The 20155-nt window shown below is 31.5% G+C and carries 23 protein-coding genes and 1 pseudogene; 1 reads left to right on the forward strand and 23 read right to left on the reverse strand.

All coding sequences use genetic code 11. The features are described 5' to 3' along the window. Position 1: 1 nt before the first annotated feature. From Q1B07_RS01965 to Q1B07_RS01975, 3 genes are all read right to left on the reverse strand, one after another. Positions 2–370, reverse strand: coding sequence for a hypothetical protein (locus Q1B07_RS01965; RefSeq protein WP_299831196.1), 369 nt, complete (start codon positions 368–370; stop codon positions 2–4). 63 nt (positions 371–433) lie between these two features. Continuing rightward, positions 434–2491, reverse strand: coding sequence for a hypothetical protein (locus Q1B07_RS01970; RefSeq protein WP_299831199.1), 2058 nt, complete (start codon positions 2489–2491; stop codon positions 434–436). A 55-nt stretch (positions 2492–2546) separates the two neighbouring features. Then, a complete protein-coding gene (locus tag Q1B07_RS01975) occupies positions 2547–2756 on the reverse strand; it encodes a hypothetical protein (RefSeq protein WP_299831202.1) in 210 nt (69 codons plus the stop codon). Positions 2757–2949: 193 nt separating this feature from the next. Between Q1B07_RS01975 and Q1B07_RS01980 the strand changes: the two genes are divergently transcribed. After that, the gene (locus Q1B07_RS01980) at positions 2950–3117 is read left to right on the forward strand and encodes a ribbon-helix-helix domain-containing protein (protein WP_299831205.1); all 168 of its coding nucleotides are present in this window, start codon (positions 2950–2952) and stop codon (positions 3115–3117) included. 95 nt (positions 3118–3212) lie between these two features. On the opposite strand, the pseudogene Q1B07_RS01985 reads toward Q1B07_RS01980, so the two are convergent. From Q1B07_RS01985 to Q1B07_RS02080, 20 genes and pseudogenes are all read right to left on the reverse strand, one after another. Next, positions 3213–4190: pseudogene (locus Q1B07_RS01985) on the reverse strand (site-specific integrase). A gap of 50 nt (positions 4191–4240) precedes the next feature. Further along, positions 4241–5347 (reverse strand): HNH endonuclease, encoded by a 1107-nt coding sequence (locus tag Q1B07_RS01990; RefSeq protein WP_299831208.1) that lies wholly within the window; start codon positions 5345–5347, stop codon positions 4241–4243. A gap of 124 nt (positions 5348–5471) precedes the next feature. Further along, positions 5472–5888 carry an HK97 gp10 family phage protein gene (locus Q1B07_RS01995; protein ID WP_299831211.1) on the reverse strand — a complete coding sequence of 139 codons (417 nt, stop codon included), beginning with the start codon at positions 5886–5888 and terminating at the stop codon, positions 5472–5474. 15 nt (positions 5889–5903) lie between these two features. Beyond that, positions 5904–6419 carry a hypothetical protein gene (locus Q1B07_RS02000; protein WP_299831213.1) on the reverse strand — a complete coding sequence of 172 codons (516 nt, stop codon included), beginning with the start codon at positions 6417–6419 and terminating at the stop codon, positions 5904–5906. Positions 6420–6578: 159 nt separating this feature from the next. Further along, complete coding sequence (locus tag Q1B07_RS02005; protein WP_299831216.1) at positions 6579–7226, reverse strand: hypothetical protein; 648 nt, start codon at positions 7224–7226, stop codon at positions 6579–6581. Positions 7227–7354: 128 nt separating this feature from the next. Next, positions 7355–8080 carry a hypothetical protein gene (locus tag Q1B07_RS02010; RefSeq protein WP_299831219.1) on the reverse strand — a complete coding sequence of 242 codons (726 nt, stop codon included), beginning with the start codon at positions 8078–8080 and terminating at the stop codon, positions 7355–7357. Next, positions 8077–8565, reverse strand: a complete 489-nt coding sequence (locus Q1B07_RS02015) for a hypothetical protein (RefSeq protein ID WP_299831222.1) — start codon at positions 8563–8565, stop codon at positions 8077–8079. The genes Q1B07_RS02010 and Q1B07_RS02015 overlap by 4 nt, the downstream gene beginning before the upstream one ends. Before the next feature lie 3 nt (positions 8566–8568). Then, positions 8569–9234 carry a hypothetical protein gene (locus Q1B07_RS02020; RefSeq protein ID WP_299831225.1) on the reverse strand — a complete coding sequence of 222 codons (666 nt, stop codon included), beginning with the start codon at positions 9232–9234 and terminating at the stop codon, positions 8569–8571. Between the two features lie 2 nt (positions 9235–9236). Further along, positions 9237–9722, reverse strand: coding sequence for a hypothetical protein (locus Q1B07_RS02025; protein WP_299831228.1), 486 nt, complete (start codon positions 9720–9722; stop codon positions 9237–9239). Positions 9723–9740: 18 nt separating this feature from the next. Then, positions 9741–10490 carry a hypothetical protein gene (locus tag Q1B07_RS02030; protein ID WP_299831230.1) on the reverse strand — a complete coding sequence of 250 codons (750 nt, stop codon included), beginning with the start codon at positions 10488–10490 and terminating at the stop codon, positions 9741–9743. 69 nt (positions 10491–10559) lie between these two features. After that, a complete protein-coding gene (locus Q1B07_RS02035) occupies positions 10560–11567 on the reverse strand; it encodes a hypothetical protein (protein ID WP_299831233.1) in 1008 nt (335 codons plus the stop codon). Positions 11568–11615: 48 nt separating this feature from the next. Further along, entirely contained in the window at positions 11616–12077 is a 462-nt protein-coding gene (locus Q1B07_RS02040) for a hypothetical protein (RefSeq protein ID WP_299831237.1), read from the reverse strand. 250 nt (positions 12078–12327) lie between these two features. After that, positions 12328–13818, reverse strand: a complete 1491-nt coding sequence (locus Q1B07_RS02045) for a hypothetical protein (protein WP_299831240.1) — start codon at positions 13816–13818, stop codon at positions 12328–12330. 32 nt (positions 13819–13850) lie between these two features. Continuing rightward, entirely contained in the window at positions 13851–14003 is a 153-nt protein-coding gene (locus Q1B07_RS02050; RefSeq protein WP_299831242.1) for a hypothetical protein, read from the reverse strand. Positions 14004–14008: 5 nt separating this feature from the next. After that, positions 14009–15598: a hypothetical protein gene (locus Q1B07_RS02055; protein ID WP_299831245.1), complete on the reverse strand. Its 1590-nt coding sequence runs from the start codon at positions 15596–15598 to the stop codon at positions 14009–14011. Positions 15599–15629: 31 nt separating this feature from the next. After that, entirely contained in the window at positions 15630–17528 is a 1899-nt protein-coding gene (locus tag Q1B07_RS02060) for a terminase (RefSeq protein WP_299831248.1), read from the reverse strand. Positions 17529–17541: 13 nt separating this feature from the next. Further along, complete coding sequence (locus tag Q1B07_RS02065) at positions 17542–18597, reverse strand: hypothetical protein (protein ID WP_299831251.1); 1056 nt, start codon at positions 18595–18597, stop codon at positions 17542–17544. A 255-nt stretch (positions 18598–18852) separates the two neighbouring features. Continuing rightward, a complete protein-coding gene (locus Q1B07_RS02070) occupies positions 18853–19188 on the reverse strand; it encodes a hypothetical protein (protein ID WP_299831253.1) in 336 nt (111 codons plus the stop codon). 13 nt (positions 19189–19201) lie between these two features. After that, on the reverse strand, positions 19202–19786 hold the full coding sequence (locus Q1B07_RS02075) for an ATP-dependent Clp protease proteolytic subunit (RefSeq protein ID WP_299831256.1): 585 nt from the start codon (positions 19784–19786) through the stop codon (positions 19202–19204). 80 nt (positions 19787–19866) lie between these two features. Further along, positions 19867–20142, reverse strand: coding sequence for a hypothetical protein (locus Q1B07_RS02080; RefSeq protein ID WP_299831259.1), 276 nt, complete (start codon positions 20140–20142; stop codon positions 19867–19869). Positions 20143–20155: the final 13 nt, after the last annotated feature.

Raw genomic sequence — 20155 nt, forward strand, 5'->3', positions numbered from 1 at the left:
TTTATTTATTAAATTTTTCTTCAAGGGAAGAGAGGGCAGTATTCATTCTTGCTTTTAATTCTTCGGCATCTTTGGTTTCATCTAATCCTAGTGCAACATGATAAAATTTATAACTATTTATTAACTTATCCATGTCAACTAACAAATGGTCATATGCATCATAATCATCTGTCTCAATGTATGAATTAGAAAACTCAGAAGCCATGTCTAAAGCTGATTCATCATTATTCTTAATGGCCTCGTAAACTTCTTTAGCTTCGTTTAATAATTGTTCTTCACTGACTATTTTATTTTCAGTTGTTGATTGACTCTGGCAACCCATAAGAAATAATAAGAATAAGAGGAGGGGGGATATTAATTTTTTAATCATTACAAACACCTCGTGGTATTTTTAGTTATATTATAACATATTTACCAAGAGGTGGGAATATGCTCAAATTACTGACTGTTCATCATTTATGATTATTTTATTTATTAGGTTTTTAAAATTAGATTTATTATCTTTCGGATATAAATCAATTAATTTAATCCCTAAGTTTTTACAATCATCTATTTTCTTAAATGCTTTTCTTGCATATACTCCATTTCTACACTCACTATCTATTCTATTTTTATCAAAAAGTCCAAAATACTCAATATAAATATTCAGTTCTGGCAAATACCAATCAAATCTTCTTTTGTCATTTAAATTATTAGTTACATTTCCATATGGATATTCTTTAATATATTTTATGCAATTTTCAATTAGTAAATTTGTTATTTTCATTTCTGGGATTGATCTACAAATATCACCATTTTTGTCAAAACAAGAAGTTCCACTTCCCATAAAAGATTCTGCAATTAATTCATTATAATTCAAATCTAGAATTTCACATACATTGGATATACTTTCAAAACGAGAAATATATGTACCTGAATGGCACATTGAATCTTCTTCATCTATATCATCTCTCAGAGGAATTCTTCCAAGTTTTTCATAAAGATTTTGATAGTCTTCAAGAAGTTCTTCATCTGATTTATACAGTGAATCTTGACCAGATGGTTCCCATCCTAAATCACGAATAACATCATTAAAATACCTTTTATTAAACACATATTTATAAACGTAGAAGGAAGGTAAGCCATTTTCAGATAATTCTTTACCCATTGGTACTCTTCCTAATTTTTCTTTTAAGCTGATTAATTCTTCAATCATTTCATTTTTATCGTATTCAAGAACATTTGACTCACCAATTAGTTTCCTACATAACTCTGTATATGACGATACATTTAATTTTTCTATAAAAGTACTTGGAGAAAATAGTTTATTTTCAGCAGCGTATATTTTATATTCATGAAATTTAGGAACTTTGCCCGTAGAGGAGTACATTTCTTTGAAGTATTCAATACTATTGTCTAATTTTAACTGTTCATTAAGTTCATCCAGAGCAATAAGACCTGCATCAAAAAGTGCTTGCCTGTATGATCCAAAAATTTTTCTGAACCAGTTTTTATTAACCCCACGTTTATCAACATCACTTATATAAGGGTTTCTTCCTAATTCTTTTTTTAATTCTCGAAGAAAAATTATACCGTCCTCTTTATTTTTTAATTCAACTTCTCTTCTGAAAATAGGAAGTTCACATTCTATTAAAAAATCATTATATGATAGCCAATTCTGCTCTATTGCATTTCTTGGAAGTCCTAACTCAAATCTATAAGGAGATCGTCCTTTTTTATTGTAAAAATCTTTTGCAAAAGATATTAAGTAAAGCCTTGTTTCTTCATTGTTGTATTTTGGCTTATATCGTATTTCGTGTTTCACTCTCAATCCCATGTCACTAGCTTTTGCACGTATCGTATCTTTTTCTCTTTTTACCATTAATTTATTCATTATAATATCAATTTTGTCATCTGGATAATATTTCCTTATGATTGCTTCATCGTGTATATACCATCCATCTGTTGTGTTTTTATCTACGACTCCAACTTCTTTTAGATAATCATCCCAAGTACCAATTCTTCTGTTGATAGTTGATGGATTTGGATAGGAGGGATCGTTCCTAAAATCTGTTGAATTCGGATATCTTTTATTTTCATAATAGAATCTCCAAAATTCATTAATTAAATCTTCATTTGTATATATCTGTCTTTTTGCAATTAAATCTTTACATTTTTTTGTGCAAAAAGTTTTTCCATATGCTTTAATTACATTACAATATTTACGAAAAAATACTTCACTACATTCGATATTATCGCAGTTACACTTTACTAAAGAATTAGCTCCTTCACTTAAATGATCAACATGAACTGTAAATTCTTCATACCACTTTGTAAATATGTATCCTTTATTTTCATAATGATTTCTTGACTTTTTAACCCATTTAACCTTAACTTTCTGATTAGGTACGATCATTCTCAAATCACCTCGTTGTTTTATTACTCCAATTCTCCCTAATTTGTTATAAGGCAGATGAAGTAGTAGGGAGGTGAATACTTCTACTTTCTTCATGGGTAGCTAATCCATTGCATCATCTGCCAGTCTACCGAACACTTAATCTATAATCCTATTCATCAAAAAATCTATGTAAATCAGTTTCAATGTTATGTACTCGCACGTTATGTATTGCACCGTTGATATCTGTAACACGTAGTTCTGCAAAGACTATCCGATCTACATCTAACTTGTAATTAGCCTCCAATATTCCTAAGTCGTTATAACTCTCTACTGGAACACTGATGTCAAGTTTAGCCTCACCGTATACTTCATTCCTCATATTAACCATCTCCTCGAATATGTAATTGTAATTTGTTTCTAATTACATACTACATGAAGGTTCATGAACTGTCAATAAGGTTAATGAATAATTTTCGGTTTTTTATTTCTCAACTATTGAATAATACTTAATATAATGGTAAATTTATTTTAGAAAGTTATTGAACGTTCATTAATGTACAAGGAGAGATTAAATGAGTTTAAAAAATAGATCACAATTTAGCAGCACATTGGATAATAATCTTAAAGATAAATTAAAGAAATTATCAGATGAAACACAAGTTCCAATTTCTAAACTTTTAGATCAAGCAGTAGAGTTACTTTTAGAGCAAAAAAGCGCTAACCGTAAAATAGGGGAGTAACCGATTCATAAACACAAAGAAGTCATTCATAATATGAGTGGCTTTTTTCTGTTTATGAAGAGAGCAGGGGAGATAAGGGGATATCTCCCTTAAATTTAACCAAAGATTGTATTCTTTTCTTCTTCAAATGTTCTAAGGTCATAATGCTTCATAGTAGTTGATACATCTTCGTGTTGGGCAACAAACTTAGAAACTAATTCTATTGGGATCTTTTTAACCTCAAGTAAATATGTAATTGCAGATGCTTTGAAAATATGAGGGTTAATACGTCTTCCTAAAATATCTGACAGCACATCAGAACAAAAATAATCAGCCCATGATTCACTGATTTGTTTAGGTTCTTTACCGTATGTGGATGTGAATATGAATTCATGATCGTAGTCACGTTTTTCTATCTAAAGTTTCCAATAGTCCAATACTTCAAGAGGGATCATATACTGAAGGCTTTTACCTTCTCCACGACCTTTTCCCATAATGACATGACTTAATACATAGTTTTGACCTTCGGGAACATCGTAGTTAAGTATTTCAGATTTAAATTTAATTATTTCAGCTCTTCTAGCACCTACATAAAAAGCAGTTGCCAACCAAGCCATTCCAAGATAATTCTCATCTGATTCAAGAACTTTCATCATTTCCTGGAATTCTTCAAATGTTATTTTTACTTTTTCATATGTTTGCGTTTTAGGAATAGCAGGGAGACCACGAGTGAAGTTTCTGAATTTTTCATAATTTTTATCGTCTTCAGCTACTACATTTTCAATATAATTATTCAAACTTGAAACTGCTGCTTTCTTAAGAGCAATTCCACTTGATGACATATTGCGATTCTTTAAGAAACTTATATAACGAAGAAAATCACGCTTAGTAATTTTATATAATTTCTTTCCATTGAGACTCGTTTGAACCCACCAAAAGAATTGTCGAAGGGAGGAGTTATACTGTTTTCTTGATTTTTCTCTGAAGGAGTTTACTTCTAGAAATTCAGAAACCAATTGACGATGTTCGTCATCAACTTTATTCCACATTTCATCAGTTACTTCAGGAAGTCTTAGTGCACGTTCACGCAACATATTCTTTTCAATATTACTCACTTTGTCACCACCTTATATTTATTTTGTTTTTAAGTGTTACTATCAACAAACTCTACAATTTTCCTATATCTTTCTTCTGTAAAAGAGTCTTTAAAATCATAAAATTCTTCTAGTGATTTTGTATTCTTTGATTTATTACATGGCATACAAGCTGGAATTATATTATTTTTGGTGTATCCACCATTTTTACTCATAGGAATTATATGTTCCTGATGTAATTCACAATCATACAAAACATAGCTTTCAGACTCAGGTAATCCACAGTAAGCACAAGAGTTCTCGAAAAACATCAAAGTGTCTCTGTATTCTTCAACAGTTAAATCATTTATCAACTCTTTCTTCTTTGCTCGTCTTTTTTGTGTAAAAACCTTTTTGCTTTCTTTAATTTCTGGTCGATTATGATATAATTTTCTTTTCTTTTTTGCACATTTTTTACAGCAACAAGTTCTATTGTTAAAATCGTTTTCAACAACATAATTTTCACACTGATGACAATATTTTTCTCCATCAATTTTTAGCACTCTATTTGTTCTATGGATTCCATAATCAAAACCCTTGCATTTTTTACATATACTAGTTCCATTTTCCCTATTAGTGTTCTTAAAAAAGTATTCATCTGTACTAGGTAATTCGTATAAACATTTTGTACAAACTTTATAATTACTCTCTATTGATATACTAGTGTTGCCGTTTATTTTATAAATTCCGAATTTACCACCGTTACATTCTTTACAATTACTTAGAAAACCAGTCTTATTGTTTTTTCCATTCGATTTAGAAAAGTACAATATGTTTAATGCTAGGATTCTATCGCACTTTGAACAGTAGTGTTTTCCTTCTAAGTTCAACTCATTATTATAATTTCTTCCCCATCCATAAGCTTTGGCATTTTCACATATCTTACAGTAACTATGTAGATTATCTTTATTACCACTGCCTGAACAGAAGAAATAGGTACATGCAGGTAAGATTTCTTTACATTTACTACAAGTTTTATAAATTCCATTCCAATCATTAAATTTATCTTTCTCATTTTCTATTTTATTGTCAATATGTAAAACTAACTTTCTATATCCTGTTGATTCGTTAGTTTCCCAATGATAAAATGATTCACACACTATTACCACGTCTTTCATTAATCCTTTCTTTTAAAAAAAATAAAAAAGCAGGTACTCCAGAAAGGTAGGGAGTGTCACATGCTGATCAGTCATGCTTCCTGCTTTTATAGATTATTAAATCTATGCATAAATTTAATTTTATTTATTTTGTCTTTATTCCTATTGAATTTAAGTCTTTCTCTAAAGCATCTGATAAACGACCATCTTTTAAGTCATCTACAGTAGGCTTTACAACAGGTCTAGGTTTTTCGTATTCATATCCATAGCCTGTATAATCGTATCCAATTGCCGTTTCAACTACTTCTAAAATATCTTTGTTATTATCCTCGTAAGTATTTTCGACAACAATTCCATTTGTAGTATCATTAGCAACCCATGAATCTCTTAATTTACCAGTACGATCATATTGTTTAGGTTCGTATGAATAGATTTCAGACTCAGTTTTATCTCTTGCTGATTTAACTGAAACTTGCTTAACATTACTATTCTGTTTCTGCATAGCCTTAGCAGCCAACTTTTCAATTTCTTTTGCTAATTCCTTTATATTTTTAGCAGCCAACTTTATTCAACTCCATTACACTTCTGGAATTTGTTTATTTTGCTTGAATAAGACATCTTTATTTTCAAGAGGAAGATTCTTGATTATCTCTTGAGTTTGTTTGAATTTATTTTCAAGAACTGCATTTGTCTCTATAATTTCAAAAATACGATCAAATACTTGTGCTACAGATTCTTGCGGAAATGATTTTGATAAAACTTTAAATAGGGAAGAGTTGATTAGTAATTTAAATTCTTCATAGATTTTCTTCACTTTTTTGCTTGTTGTAAATTTGATATCTGTGAAATGCTTGCAAATAAAAAACGCAATTAAATCGTCTTCTTCAATTTTAGGAATCTCTAATTTTTCTTCTTTTGCTTTCTGGAAAAACTCTGTCAATTCATTAACTAAATCACGAATTTTTTCAGGCTTAAAATATGGATACATTTTAACAGTGTATTCTTCACCATTTACATCAACATCAATTTCAACGAACTCATCGAATACCTTTGCCTCATCTTTTAATTTTGAAATGGATAATTTTTTAGTCATTTTATTTCCTCCTTTTGTATCCTTTTAACACAACATATAGATGTATAATTTATTTATATACCTATATCTTGATTAAATATTTGATTAAAATCAGAATTTTATTAAGTTAAAAAAATAGAGCAGGGAATAAACCCTACTCTTATGATTAATTTATCTTTATTACACTCTGTCTACTTCGATGATACGACCAATACTTGTTGAGTTTGGTGCAGCAAGACACTCAAAGTTTACTTCAGGAGCTACTGCTGTACCGTTTTCTAATGACAATTCAAACTCATCCATTGGAACAACGTGGTCTAATTGAATGTAAATGTCTTTGATGACAGCGTTTGTGTCCGGATCGTAGGCAAGGGTGTGGTACTCAAGTGTGAATGCTTCTGCAAATTTCTCTGAGTCTAATTCAACGATATCACCAGTTACAGACTTTTGGTAAGTTGCAGAAACAAGTTCTCCAGCAACAGCATGACCAGTTGGAACAGTAACTTTACCTGAAGCAGCAGTTGCAGATTCTACTGCACCCTTCGCATTACGAACATGAACAGTCGTTACAGAAGTATCGCTAATTGTAATTTCTAATACACCAGCATTGTCAGCAACAGTTAAACCTTTTTCAGTTTTGTAAACTGTAGCAGAACCATCTTCTTCGATAGCAACACCTTGAGTTAAAGCAAGGAATTCTTGATCGTAGAATGCATTACGAAGAGTAGATGTTACCTCTTTTTGAGATTTCATAATTGCGAGGGGTTTATTTCCTAGACCGCCATAAATTTTTTCATTTATTCCGAGTGTGCCACTAATTGAGCTCAACTGCGCCTCGGCTGTAATGAAAATATGACCATCTCTTTTTCTTTTCATTACTACGTCAGCAGTATCAATAACTAAAAGTTTCATTAAAAAATTCCTCCTATATAATTATAAAATAAAGAATAGAATACCTATTCGCTTACAACTTTTCCTGTAGTTCTCTTAAACGTCTCATGAGAAATGGTATGTTTTTCTTCTTCAAACATCTCTATGTGCTTGCTCCAACTTTCAATATTTATCTTTTCAGTTGCAACAGTTGCAAAAAGGGTAGAAGTGTCATATCCTTTAATTTGAGCTATCCGATAAAAAGTCATATAGAGTTGATACACTGTCATTTCTTTAATGTTTTCATAGGTTAACCCATTGAATCCGACAATGCTTGTCACAATATCAGAGAATGTTAGATTCTCAGATTCTTGTTGCTTAACTCTACGACTTCTTTCCAGAGCACGTTGAATTTCAGGATTTGGATTTATTTTGTCTTCTTTTTGACAATTCATTGTTAAGATAAGTTTTCTAAGTTCGTCAAAGTTTTCTTTTGTAATTTTAGAAATTGACTCCTCTTCAAATACTCTTAAAAACACTTTCATATATGCCTGTGAGAGCTCAAATAGTTCATCAATATTTGTTACCACTTCGTAAATAGACGTACAACTTTTTATCCGTTGAATAAGTTCATCTATTTCACCTTTTTTATTTAACTTGGAATATTGATAAGCAATTTCTTCCTTACTCATTGACATAAATTGTAGCTCTTGAAAATAATCAGGGAAGTCTTTAACTTTAATAAACTCACATTTACCTATTTCAGTTTCAATCGGTTCACCTAAGATATAGAACTCAGGATTATTTTTCATGATTTGGTACTCCCAAAGACATACCTATGTGAATAGCCTACATAATTACTAGGAACGGAAATCTGACCTCCGCCAACGTAATCGATTTTACCTACACCTGTTATTCTTTCATTGAAAAGTAGTTCATTGATTCTGTCACTGATTCTCATGGATCTTAAATCTTTTTCGAAATCACTGTGGCAAACGATATCAACTATAATTTCTTGTTTGGCAACCTGGTAATTTCCAGTAGGTGTTCTTCTTCCTGCATATAGGTAAACTCTACATAAAGGATTGTCTTCAAGATCATTAGTCTTAGGAACTAGTAAAATTCTTTCATCTCTAATAGACCATTCTTCATCAATATCAATGACATTTTCAAGAGAAGGATCTAAAGGGTCTAAAATTGTTGAATAATTGGTGGGAGGGTAGTAGAGGAGTCGCAATAAATGATCATCATGATAAAACTTTTTAACTATATCATTTACATTTTCATACATTCCCATTTATCACACCACCTTCTCAGCTATAATTTTCATAATCCCTTTTTCACCTATAACACCTGTATAATCAAAATTAGCAACTTTGTATTTACTTCCATACATTTCAAACTCATAATCAATCTTAAGTTTTTCAGAAGTTTGATACTTCATGGAAATAACCAATGTGCCTTCAGGAACTTTGAATTGATTTACTTCACTTGATTTAGAATATTGAGATTCAACAATGCAAGGTTCACTTGTATAAGTAACTTGTTCATCATAAATAGGCCTACCGGTTTTAGGATCAGTGCCAATTAAGACTTTTGTTATTTCACCTGGTATAGGGAAGATTGAGTTGCATAACTTTAATGTGGCAGTTGGATAAATCTCATTGATTCCTTCATTAAGAAAATCAATAGCTAAGTATGATGAATTATTAACACTGACCACTGAACCAACACTAATTTCTGTATCTGGGCGAAGTACTAATTTTTTATCTTCACTCTTTTTTTCTTGTTTAACAATTGCTTCAAATTCAACATCATTGATTAAAACAATTTGATAAAAGAGTGAATCGTTAAAACTATCATTAAAAAATTGTTTATTTTCAGATATGACTAAGTTTGTAGAAACATTTTCTCTTTCATCCAAGCGCAATAGATTCTTATATTTTCCATAGTAATCATTAAACATAATTAAACACCGTCATAGATACTTTTTATCTCCCACGAAATACGGTCTCTGCTAAGATAGTTTGCGATTGAATTGACGACATTGAATTCTATTTTTTCAACCATTTCCATAAAGGTTTTTCTATCATTTGCCGGACTAAAAAGAGCATTTATTTCACTTGATCTAAGCCTTAATCCAAAAGCTTTTAATTTATTTATATCTTCTTCAAAATAGGAAAGATACATTAAATCGGATAATAAACTGATTTCTTGCTTAACTAAGTCACCATTAAATATTTGCAGCGTATCATCTTTATCATAGAAATCAAAATCAGGCAATCCATATTCATATAGTTTATCTATAGCTCTATTTAATAGTGAATTAAGATGATCGTTGATTATTTCGTCAACTTCACTTTCTAGCAATTCACTTCCATAATTAAAGAACTGTTTATCACCTTTTAATTTTCTTATAAACCTGTCGAATACAAGTTGATAATCAGTGGCCATTTAAGACACCACCTTTATTCATTCTTTTTTAGAATTTGCTGAAGTTCTTTTTGCTGTGCTATTAGAGCGCTTAGGTGAAGCAGCTGGAGCAGGTGTTGTATTTTTTAAATCGTTAACCATTTTAAGAAGATCTTGTATAGCAACTTGAGAATCTTGTAAAGTTTTATCTTTTTCTTCTTTCTCTTTTTTGAGAGATTCAACTTCTTTAGATAATTGCTCTACAATAGAATGAAGCTTATTTTCTTCATTTTTCTTCTTCTCTGCTTCTAGGATACGATTAATTTCACTATTCTCATGACGTTTTCCACCGTTTTTCAATTCACTATTTCTTTCTGTAACGACAGAAACAATAGTTTGAGGAAGGTGGAGGCCATTTCTCTCCATGTTGAAAAGTAGAGTCTTCATACGAGATAGAAGCGTAGAAGATTTCAAACTGCTAATCCATTTAATATTTTCAATACTATCATCTTGTAGAATAGCTGAAAGTTCTTTGTCAGTTTTAATGTTACTTTTATCTTCAATTCCTAAAAGTTTATATACTTCATCCTCTTCTTTAGGGTCAAAACGTAATCTTCCAACTCTAAATAAATCAGACTTGGTATTTTCTGATTCGATATCATCTAACGCTACACGTTCTACAACGAAAGATTCTTCTTCATCACGTCCTCGAATGAACACACCTTGAATATTGTGTTGACTAGGGAATCCAACAGGGGACATTTCATAGTTATAAACTTTAATTTTTCCATTCAATGAATCTAATGCCATATTAATCATCTCCTTTATTAAAAACAAAAGAGCCGACTATGGCGAGCCGACTCTTGATATTTTTGTTAATTATGCAAATGTGATACGACCAATTTTATCTAAGTAGTAGATAGTGTATTCGAAATCGAAACCAGTAAATTTAAGGTGTACTTTTTCAGCGTTGTTGTCATAAGTTTCATAAAGTCTCATTTCTCCACGCATGTTAGCTTCACCGATTTTACCAGCAATACCGAAGATACGTTTGTCTGGAACAAGAGTATTACCAGCAGCAGTTTTCTTAGCAGTTGGAATAGAAGATAAAGCAACTCCATCAAACATAGCTAAGCGACCTACACGGTTTAATTCATTTTTAAGCTCATCTGATAAATGAGTTTCATATCCAGACATACGAGCCATTGGATCGATGTATTTAGATAGACCAACCATGAATGGATTTCCTTCAGACATGTCACGTAGGTAACGAGCTAAAGTCTCAGCACTTGCAACAGTTAAACTAGAACCTGTAGCAATATCCTGATCTCCAGTTAATGGATCAATTGCAGCGTCAATTCCTGCAAATAAACGGTGGAACATTTCTTGTTCAAATGATTCACGAGCAAGCTCAGTCATTTTAGCAATAGATTTCCATCCATTTCTACGAAGGTCAGAATAGTTTAATTCTGTTTCAGCTTGTAATGCAATTTTCTTAGTTTGGAATAAACCAGGATCAACAAAACTTTTCGGAACGTTACCGCCACGAACAGCATCGTATGCTTTAATAGTGTTTTTAGGTAATCCAGTATAACGGCTTTCATCAAATTCTCCGACAGTTCCCATATCAAAGATATTGTAAAGAACAGAAGAGTCTGGTTGGAATACTAATGGCTCAACAGTTTTCTTAATTAATTCAGAAATAAGAGTTGTATTTTCAGTAGTTTTACCTGACTTACCAATTTCCTTTGCGAAGTTATCAAGAACCTCGATAGCATCATGATCTTGTGCTTCTAATGTGTTTAATTTAGCTTTCTGAGATAATTCAATAATATTAGTTTCTTGAAATGCAGATGCAACTTCAGCACTGAATAGTTTATTAGTCATTTAAAAAATCCTCCTAAGATATAATTAATTTACTTTTAATGAATTTTATTATGCAACAGTGTGTGGATTTACAAATTCAAAACGTTGTAGTGTTTTATCGCCATCCTGATATTCACCAACATATTTTAACGTGCTTACATTAGTAGCAACAGCAGGTACTAATAATCCAGCGTCTACTCCAGTTCCTGCAATAGCGTATCCTCCTACAGTAAATGTTCCACTTACTTGATCTGTAGCGATACTAGCTCCAACAGGATATTTCTTTAGTAAAGCATATTCGTTTTCTTTTACAGTATCCATTTCAGGATCGTATTGAGATACTTCTACGTCTGCTAAATGACCAGTAGGTTGATTGTCAGCGTCTAAAAACCAAACGTCTACACCTTCCGCATCTGCTTTAGCGGCAACTTTTGTACTTTCGTTTTTAACAACAAGAATTCCTCGTTTTGCTTCTACTCCAATTTTGTAGATTTCTGAAATGCTAGATGTTCCAATGACTTCTCTTAACATAATTTATTTCCTCCTTGAGTATGAATGTTTATATTTAATTTATTTGATAAAATTTCTTCAATTCTATCAAAATCGTAATACCAAATTTCCAATAGATCGATATTGTTTAATTTTGCATATTCACGCTTTCTTCTATCGTGCTCTTGTTGCTTATTTAAATTCTTTCTAGTATAGTCTCCACCGGAAACATCATGAAACTCGCCTTGATATTCAATGAATAAGTTTATCAACTCCAAATATGAATAATTTTTTACTTACCTTTTCCTAAAAACGACTTCATAACATCCATAGCACTTAACACACCGTCTGAATCTCCATTGTTTAAATCTGTTTTAGCTTTTGATTGAGCTTTTACTTCACTAACTTCTACATCAGTTTCTTCTTTTTGAGAAGTTTTATTTTCTTTGAATTTAGCAATAGCCTTGCGACCTTTAATGACTTCAATCTTTTCTTGGCTAGACTCATAGTTTTCTAAAGTTAATTCAGAGAAAATAGTAGATAGCGTTTCATCTTCTTCTAATTCAGAAGCTTGAATTAATTCATCTTCTAAGGCAAAAGTTTTTAACTCTTCCTTCTTAGAAGCTAATTCACGTTCTTTTTCAGCAAGTTCCATTTCCTCAACTTTTTCCTTATATTGAGTTAATTCTGCAACTTGCGTTTCAAGATCCTCTTTCTCTTTAGTAAGTTCTGAAACAGCTTTACCTGCATCCGCAATCTCTTTCTCAGTTTCAGTTAATTTTATTTCTAATTCAGAAACTTGAGTTTCAATTTGTTCTTTTGGAACGAACACCATTTTCACATCTTTTTGAGAAGTAACGCTAATTGTGTCATCTGAGTTTACCGTGTAAACAAATTCAACATAATCTTCCTCAGATTCACGATCCCATGTATATGCAATTGCACGGTATTCATAAGGTTGTAACATTGAAATATAGTACCACTTATCTTCGTTGGCAGAATTGATTGCTTTTCTGACTTTTTTATATAGATCATTGTCAGTTAAAGCCGATAATTCTTTTTGATTTTCTTTTTCCATTTCTCTTCCTCCTTCATTCGAAATAGTTGCATTATTTACTTCTGTATTTTCAGAAAGTGAAATCATATCTTGTGATAAAGCACTTGTAAATTCATCATCGGGTATAGAGGAGGCAACTTCTAAAACACCAGAAGCTTTATAAGCAGGGGGGACAAATTCACCCAATAAAGCGTGGCCTATAAATACTCCATCATCTACAACTTTTACAGTCTTTCCGTCAATTGTTTCTTCATGCGATTCAATGACGTTAATTTCCCAACTTGTTTTAAGTCCTTTTTTACTGGACGATCTCTTTTTAAATACTTTGTAAGCCTCCGAAAATCTCTTCCACACTTTAGCTTTGGCAGTTATATATTCAACATCATCAATTGTTTCAATTGAAGTTTCGTAAAAGCTCCCAAAAGCAGAAGTATCAAATTCAACAGATTTAACTTTATTACCTTGATCATCCGTTTCTTCAACTATTTTAGCGTTGTGTCCTGAAAAATCTCTTTTACCATCAAATCGAGTTACTACTTTACCAACTACAGGTTTAATATTTAAAGTTGATAACCAGTTCTCAATTTTTTCTCTATTAAGTGAAACTCCATTCGCATTAGGATTGAAGTCACATATGATAAATTTAACATCAGCAGTATCACTATTTTCATCTTCACTAAGAATAATATTAAAATTACTTGTTAACTTAATAGTTTCCTTTTCCAATATCTATTTCACCTCCTTAAAAGGGAGTTGCATTATCCAAATTCAATGTTAGATTCTTTTAATAGCTTATCCACTTCTTCTTTGTTAGGAGGGGAGGGAGGCGTCAATACAATTTCTCCATTAACTATTTCAACAAGCAATTTTTCATTGCAACATGGACAATTTAATTCAATTTTGTTTGACACATAAATCACCTTCCGTTGTCCCCATTGTATTCTTTGTCATAATCCTGTTTTTCAAGATCATCGCTATCTGACGGTCTACCCGAATCATCAGAATTATCACCATTGTTTGTATAAGCTGTCATTCTAGGTTTAAATATTTCTTCATATCCTAGTTCTGTTTCTCTCTGTCTTCTTCTAGCTTCAGTATCAACGTCAAGACCGAGTGTATTATATACAGTTTCAAGACTTGCATTTAATTCAGTATTTAGAAGTTTAGCTAATTGAATAGAGAGTTCTGCGTTTAGTTTCTCTGAGTCCATTATTTTAATTTTTGGACAATACTTTAATGGGTCAAATCCTAAATCTACCAAAATGCCTTTATACCATTTGACTAAGACTTTTTCTAGTTGCTCACTAATACGATTAATAGTCTTTAATAGTTCGGTAATACTTATCTGGGCAGCACCGTAGCTTCCTTTGTCTGCACTTAAGTGTGATATACCAATAGAGGTCATAATCTGATTTTTATATTCATTCTTAACTTGAACGTTGGTAGGTTCTAATTTTGATTCAACATATTCGATAGATTCAGTCCAAGGTGGAGCTGTAAATACTGTTACTCCATTTTGATTTAGAGCAGACATCAGATCTACATGTGATTTTGCTTGTGCGCTACTCCAAGTGATGTTCGGAATTTCTTTAGATTTAGTAATTAATTCTTTAGATAGCTTCTGAAATATGATTTTTTTACCACGAATTAATGTACTTTTATCATCGGAAAGTTCTATATTTTCCAATCTAATTACAGGTTTCAATGCTTTAAAAATAGGGGATAGTCCATATTTTCTATTAAGATTGTTTATTCTCATTACGCCTGAATTTTTAATATTTAAAATTGCATATTGTTCCTTATTAATATAGGCATCGTAAACTTCTTTTGGATAAGTATCTTTTATTTCATCTTCCATGCTTTTATAGAAAAGAGGTTGATTCTTTTTGTTTTTTTTATAAACTTTCCTCAATCTTGATTCCAATTCTTTCATGTTAACTAAAAGATAAGGTTCGTTTCCTTCTGAATAGTCAGCAATTTCACATATTCCAATGGGGTAGAAGTCAACTTGATAATTATCATTCTCAATGTCTTTTCTTAAATAAAGAAAATAATTTCCATCCATGTATGTCATGGGTATTGATTTTGTTATTAAGTCGTCTAGTCCAATTTTTTCATTAAACCTTTTGATGATAGTGTCTACTTGATTGAAAGTATCACTGTCTTTTTCATCGTAATTTGGATAGGATAAATCCCAATCTGAATTAACGTTAATTTCTATAGCTTCAAACAACTTTCCTAAAATACTATCTTTATTTACGAAGTATCTAACAATACTATTTATCTTTGTAATATTCATTAAGTTTGTTTGAGCATTATAGGCTAGACTGTCAATATCCTCAATTTTAAAATTAATCAATCCAGAACTTTCATTAAAGTATGTAGATTTGAAATTAGACTTATTTGTAAAATCATAAACAGCTTTTTCAAAAGATTCTCTTTCAAACTTTTCAGAGGTAATCAGAAATGTATCTTCGTCTACATTAGAAACAATCTTATCTGCCAATATAAATCACCTCGCTTCACAATAAATTTACTTATAATTTAATATTTAAAGATGATACTTGAGTAGGAATAGTGAATAAATCGATCTCTTCTAATTTTCTATTTACAATATTGTCTCTTCTTAATTGTTGTAAATACCATCCAAGCATTGCCATACAATAAGCACGGTCATCATTCATTTTTCCTTCTTTATCCTTAGAAAGATCGTAACGATAATTATTGTTTGCACCAGTTTCACGATAAATATTTACTAACTCTTCTTTGGCTAAATCAATATTTTTTAATGCCAACTCTTCCTCAAAATCAAGTTTAAATTTCTTGTGTTCAATTTCTTTTTCTTTAACTAATTGAATTTGACCATTTTGATCTGTAGTTTCAACTTCAACTTCTTTACCTGTCTCAATAGGTATCATTAAATATCCACTTGAATCATACTCTGAAGTGAAGCTAACTAAGTCAAGATTCATCATCTCAACAAGTGCATCGAACATCTCTTTTTTATATTTTTGAGGTGACATAAGTTTAACTTTATCTACAGCGTTAGGGAATTTATGAACATGATCCTTGCATTCAATAGAGTCGATCAAACCTTTATGCTTGAATCCATTTTCATCTTCCCAATCTTCCATAAGGTAATCTGCAATTGTTGTACCATGTCCACCAGCACCACTATCAATGAGTAAGCATTCAATATTCTCGTAATCAGCCATTTGCTCACCATTTAAAGATAATATCATTTTCTTTAATTGTTGAATTTGTTCGGGTGTACGCATAGGTGTCTTTTTCTTTTTACCGATATCAACAAAACTTACTCCACCGCAAACTTCTAATCTATATCCCACTTGTTCATCTTGAATAATTTCACCGACCATGCATACTGAGTTGTCATAGTCGTGTGCAGGGTCATAGGCAAGTACAAACATTCTCTTCTTTTTACTGTCATTTTTTAATACTGGTAATCTTACTTTTGAATTTTTTACAATAGTTGCTCTTTTAAAGACTTGTTTGTCCCCACCATCAACAGAGAACTTATTGTAAAACTCTCTAAGAGCCTTTTCTTTGTTTTTACGCATCTCAGCAGTTATCTCATCTTTGTTAATAAGAGACACAGGGTATTTTTTACCGTTAAATGTCGCATTAATCATAACTTCACAGTTTAAATCGCAAACGAAGTAATTTTTATCGCCTAAGAACATTCGTTTAGAATAATCTTTATACAACATATAAAAATAACTATCTGTTGAAGAAGCAGAGGATATAAATAAACGTTGGTTAGGAATTTGCTTAGGGAATGTTCCAACATCCATTTTTCCACCAAGACGGAATGTTGAGTTTTGAAGTAGGAAAGGGATAGTAGCAACAACATATTCCTCGCTAGTCCAACCACTTTCATCATAAACATTTAACGATGAACGTTTACCACGGTTGTTGTTTACATCTCCACTTAAACTTGTCACCGAACTCCCATTGTAAAGTTTATAGTTGAATCCAGATTGAGAGTGGGTGAATCCATCTGTGTTTGCTGCCGACTTAACTAATTCTCCCATAAAAAAATCTGTAAGACCTGTAAAACTAGCGATCTCCTTCTTAGCAATCTTTTCAATCTTTAAAAAGGTATCCTGACTCTGTGCGGATACGTTACTGAGAATGTAACTATTATGCCCGTTAATTAATATTCCCTTTGCCATAATAAATGGAGCAGACAAAGTTGATTTCCCACCGTTACGTGTAATACACCAAAGGTTATAAGGTGCAATCCAAGAATTCATAAATGCATATTTTTGTGCGTCAAGAAACTGAATTCCTAAAAATTGCTCACAGAATTTGATTGGATTTTTCCGACCCCATTGAATAATTTCTGATAACTTTAAATAACCTTCTAATTTTCGTTGTGAAATTTGAGCGTCTGTACTCCTTATGAAAAAGTCCATATTATAAACCTCCTCATAAAGTTCTTAAATCTCCTTTTAATTTAGCAATTTCAAGCCTTAATAAACGATTATCTTCTTCTTCTTTAATTAACTTTTCATCAAGTTGAGAAATCATTTCTTTTTGTTGGGCAATCATATCTGTATAATCATTTTCATCGAGCATTAATTGATCTAGAATACTTCTATTGCTTAAATCAGCAACTTGTTTCATGGATTCACTTGTTTCAATGTCGAAAAGATTTAGCTCGGCAGAAGATAGACCTATTTCGTTTAATTTACGTACAATGCCATTTAGTGTATTGCCGCCTTTACTCTTATTATTGTTATGGTTTACAGATATTCCGTTGTCCTTAGCTAGAGCGAGTACAGACTTTAACATTTTCTCTTTCGCTGTAATAAGTGAATTTACACTACCAACTTTTTCAGCAAAATTATCAACATCTGATGTTATTTTTGAAATAGCATAATTAATTTTATCTATTTGATTAAAAGTTTTAACAATTTCAATTACAGCCGGAAGCTTAAAATTATCTTCTAATGTATTTTCATCCAGAAAATCTACTAGTCTATTGTATAATCCAACTTTGTCGCTTTCATTTTCAAACATAAATGGATCGTATCCAAGCATTCTTATAACGTCATTTCTGTTCTTTTCATCAGATTCAGAGGTTTTTATTTCTTTCGGTGTAGTATCAACGTCTTCTTTTGGAGCGACCTCATTCTTATTGGCATTGACACTAATATCACCATCACGCCATCTTTTATTACGGTTTTGTTGCAACCCAAGATTTTTCATATATAATTTAAAGGCATTTTTATTTACTTCTTTTGCTTCATTTTCAGAAGAAGTTAAAAGAGCAGATATAAATGGCTTATCAAGCATTTGTAATATGTCTATCATTTTTTCTTTGTCGTATTCATTTTCATCAGTTACTACATAGCTCCATATACAATCCTTACATACGGATAGTTTATTGTTGTTTCTGTGGATATAAGAATGAGAAGCATAGTAATTTTCAGGAGCTTTAGACTTTCCGCAACATGTACAAACTATATATTCCTTTGACATTTTTATCACCTAATTTCTCAGTAAGAATTATCCTTTAATACACTTTAAGAGAATTGCTCAATCACTTTGAAAAAGGAGAGGGAAAACAAAGCAACTAAACAATTCTCTTAAAATGTATTAATATCAAAAACCCTTTACCTAAGTATCAATAGCAGAGAGGGGAGAGCTACTATTGATACTTATAAAAAGATTCTTGAGGGGATATAGATAAAATTGATGTTTTAAATCAATTCATCGAACATGTTTTATTTACTTTTATAACTCTTGCTTTTCAGCAGCTAATTTCTGATGTTTAGCAATCTCAACATTCATTTCTTTATTGATCTTAGCTGTTTCAAGATTATGTTCTATAGTTTGCTTATTTAATAGATAATCCAATACAAACCCTTGATCTACTCCTGTGTTTAACAACGCAGTTATCACACCTGCTAAATGGGAAGTATCAGCAATTCCTTTATGGAAACTTTCTGTGTCATACCATTCCATTGGAATTTCAATAGGAGGTAATTTATCATCTACCGAACCACCCATTAATTCTTGTAACTGTTCTTCAGTTAATTCTAATGCTTCTGTGTTATTTTGGTCTTCCATGATAATTACCTCCTTAAATGATATGGTCTATTACGCCTAGTTCTAATGCTTCTTCGCTCCACATAAACCAGTCGAATTTTCTGCGTTTAATATCCTCTAATTGCTCATCAGTAATTTTAGTATATTTAGTTATTAACTCTTTCAATCTATTCCAAATAGCAATTGTTTCTTCGACAGATTCAATTTGATCTTGGAGAGTTCCCCAAGTAGCCGAAGAGGGCTGATGACACATAATACGAGAATGCTTTAAACCTCTACGATAACTACCGCAAAGTAGTATCATAAATCCCATTGACATTGCGACAGAGTTGACAGTAGTGATAATTCTATAACCGTCTTCACGCATAGAAAGGATTTTAGAGATGAGTGCTAGACCGTGGTAACAAACTCCACCATAGCTATCTAGAATAATTTCTATATCTTTTTTAGTACCTTCTTGTTTATCAAAGTGAGAAAGTCTATCTAACAGATAACAAGCTTTAAACATTGATTCTCTGTCCACTTCTTCACTAATAAAAATACGTCTGTCTCTCATTGCAGAGTTAATTTTCATTTCATCTAGAAAACGATCAGGGTAAACGTAACTAAGTTCTGACATATGTAAACCTCCTTATAGTAGGAGGTAGCGCACAAATTTAATTGTGATACCTAATATATGTATAATTTATTTTTGAAAAATTATAAGTTACATTCTCCATCTTCACAGTCGCAACATTCTTCGCAACAATCACATTCGCCATCAAGAACTTCTAATAATTCAATCTTACGATTAATATCATTAACAAGAGCCTCTTTAAATCCCAAGTCAGTTGCTTCATCAATTAGTTGACGGACAAAGAATTCTAATTCATCAACTGTGTCTGACTGTAGAATAAGTTCTATATACTTTTCAGTTAAATCACAAGTAGGGCATTCGCAAGGTTCTTCGGTTTGTTGAAATTTTAGAATAGACATTAAATTCTCCTTT

It is taken from the genome of uncultured Metabacillus sp. (genome assembly GCF_947503125.1).
GTDB lineage: Bacteria > Bacillota > Bacilli > Bacillales > Bacillaceae > Metabacillus.

What these genes read in the sequence shown, in the direction of transcription:
- Q1B07_RS01965 (WP_299831196.1), bottom strand. Translation starts at nt 370, where the DNA reads ATGATTAAAAAATTAATATCCCCCCTCCTCTTATTCTTATTATTTCTT.
- Q1B07_RS01970 (WP_299831199.1), bottom strand. Translation starts at nt 2,491, where the DNA reads ATGAAGAAAGTAGAAGTATTCACCTCCCTACTACTTCATCTGCCTTAT.
- Q1B07_RS01975 (WP_299831202.1), bottom strand. Translation starts at nt 2,756, where the DNA reads ATGAGGAATGAAGTATACGGTGAGGCTAAACTTGACATCAGTGTTCCA.
- Q1B07_RS01980 (WP_299831205.1), top strand. Translation starts at nt 2,950, where the DNA reads ATGAGTTTAAAAAATAGATCACAATTTAGCAGCACATTGGATAATAAT.
- Q1B07_RS01990 (WP_299831208.1), bottom strand. Translation starts at nt 5,347, where the DNA reads ATGAAAGACGTGGTAATAGTGTGTGAATCATTTTATCATTGGGAAACT.
- Q1B07_RS02000 (WP_299831213.1), bottom strand. Translation starts at nt 6,419, where the DNA reads ATGACTAAAAAATTATCCATTTCAAAATTAAAAGATGAGGCAAAGGTA.
- Q1B07_RS02010 (WP_299831219.1), bottom strand. Translation starts at nt 8,080, where the DNA reads ATGAAAAATAATCCTGAGTTCTATATCTTAGGTGAACCGATTGAAACT.
- Q1B07_RS02015 (WP_299831222.1), bottom strand. Translation starts at nt 8,565, where the DNA reads ATGGGAATGTATGAAAATGTAAATGATATAGTTAAAAAGTTTTATCAT.
- Q1B07_RS02020 (WP_299831225.1), bottom strand. Translation starts at nt 9,234, where the DNA reads ATGTTTAATGATTACTATGGAAAATATAAGAATCTATTGCGCTTGGAT.
- Q1B07_RS02025 (WP_299831228.1), bottom strand. Translation starts at nt 9,722, where the DNA reads ATGGCCACTGATTATCAACTTGTATTCGACAGGTTTATAAGAAAATTA.
- Q1B07_RS02030 (WP_299831230.1), bottom strand. Translation starts at nt 10,490, where the DNA reads ATGGCATTAGATTCATTGAATGGAAAAATTAAAGTTTATAACTATGAA.
- Q1B07_RS02035 (WP_299831233.1), bottom strand. Translation starts at nt 11,567, where the DNA reads ATGACTAATAAACTATTCAGTGCTGAAGTTGCATCTGCATTTCAAGAA.
- Q1B07_RS02040 (WP_299831237.1), bottom strand. Translation starts at nt 12,077, where the DNA reads ATGTTAAGAGAAGTCATTGGAACATCTAGCATTTCAGAAATCTACAAA.
- Q1B07_RS02060 (WP_299831248.1), bottom strand. Translation starts at nt 17,528, where the DNA reads ATGGACTTTTTCATAAGGAGTACAGACGCTCAAATTTCACAACGAAAA.
- Q1B07_RS02065 (WP_299831251.1), bottom strand. Translation starts at nt 18,597, where the DNA reads ATGTCAAAGGAATATATAGTTTGTACATGTTGCGGAAAGTCTAAAGCT.
- Q1B07_RS02070 (WP_299831253.1), bottom strand. Translation starts at nt 19,188, where the DNA reads ATGGAAGACCAAAATAACACAGAAGCATTAGAATTAACTGAAGAACAG.
- Q1B07_RS02075 (WP_299831256.1), bottom strand. Translation starts at nt 19,786, where the DNA reads ATGTCAGAACTTAGTTACGTTTACCCTGATCGTTTTCTAGATGAAATG.
- Q1B07_RS02080 (WP_299831259.1), bottom strand. Translation starts at nt 20,142, where the DNA reads ATGTCTATTCTAAAATTTCAACAAACCGAAGAACCTTGCGAATGCCCT.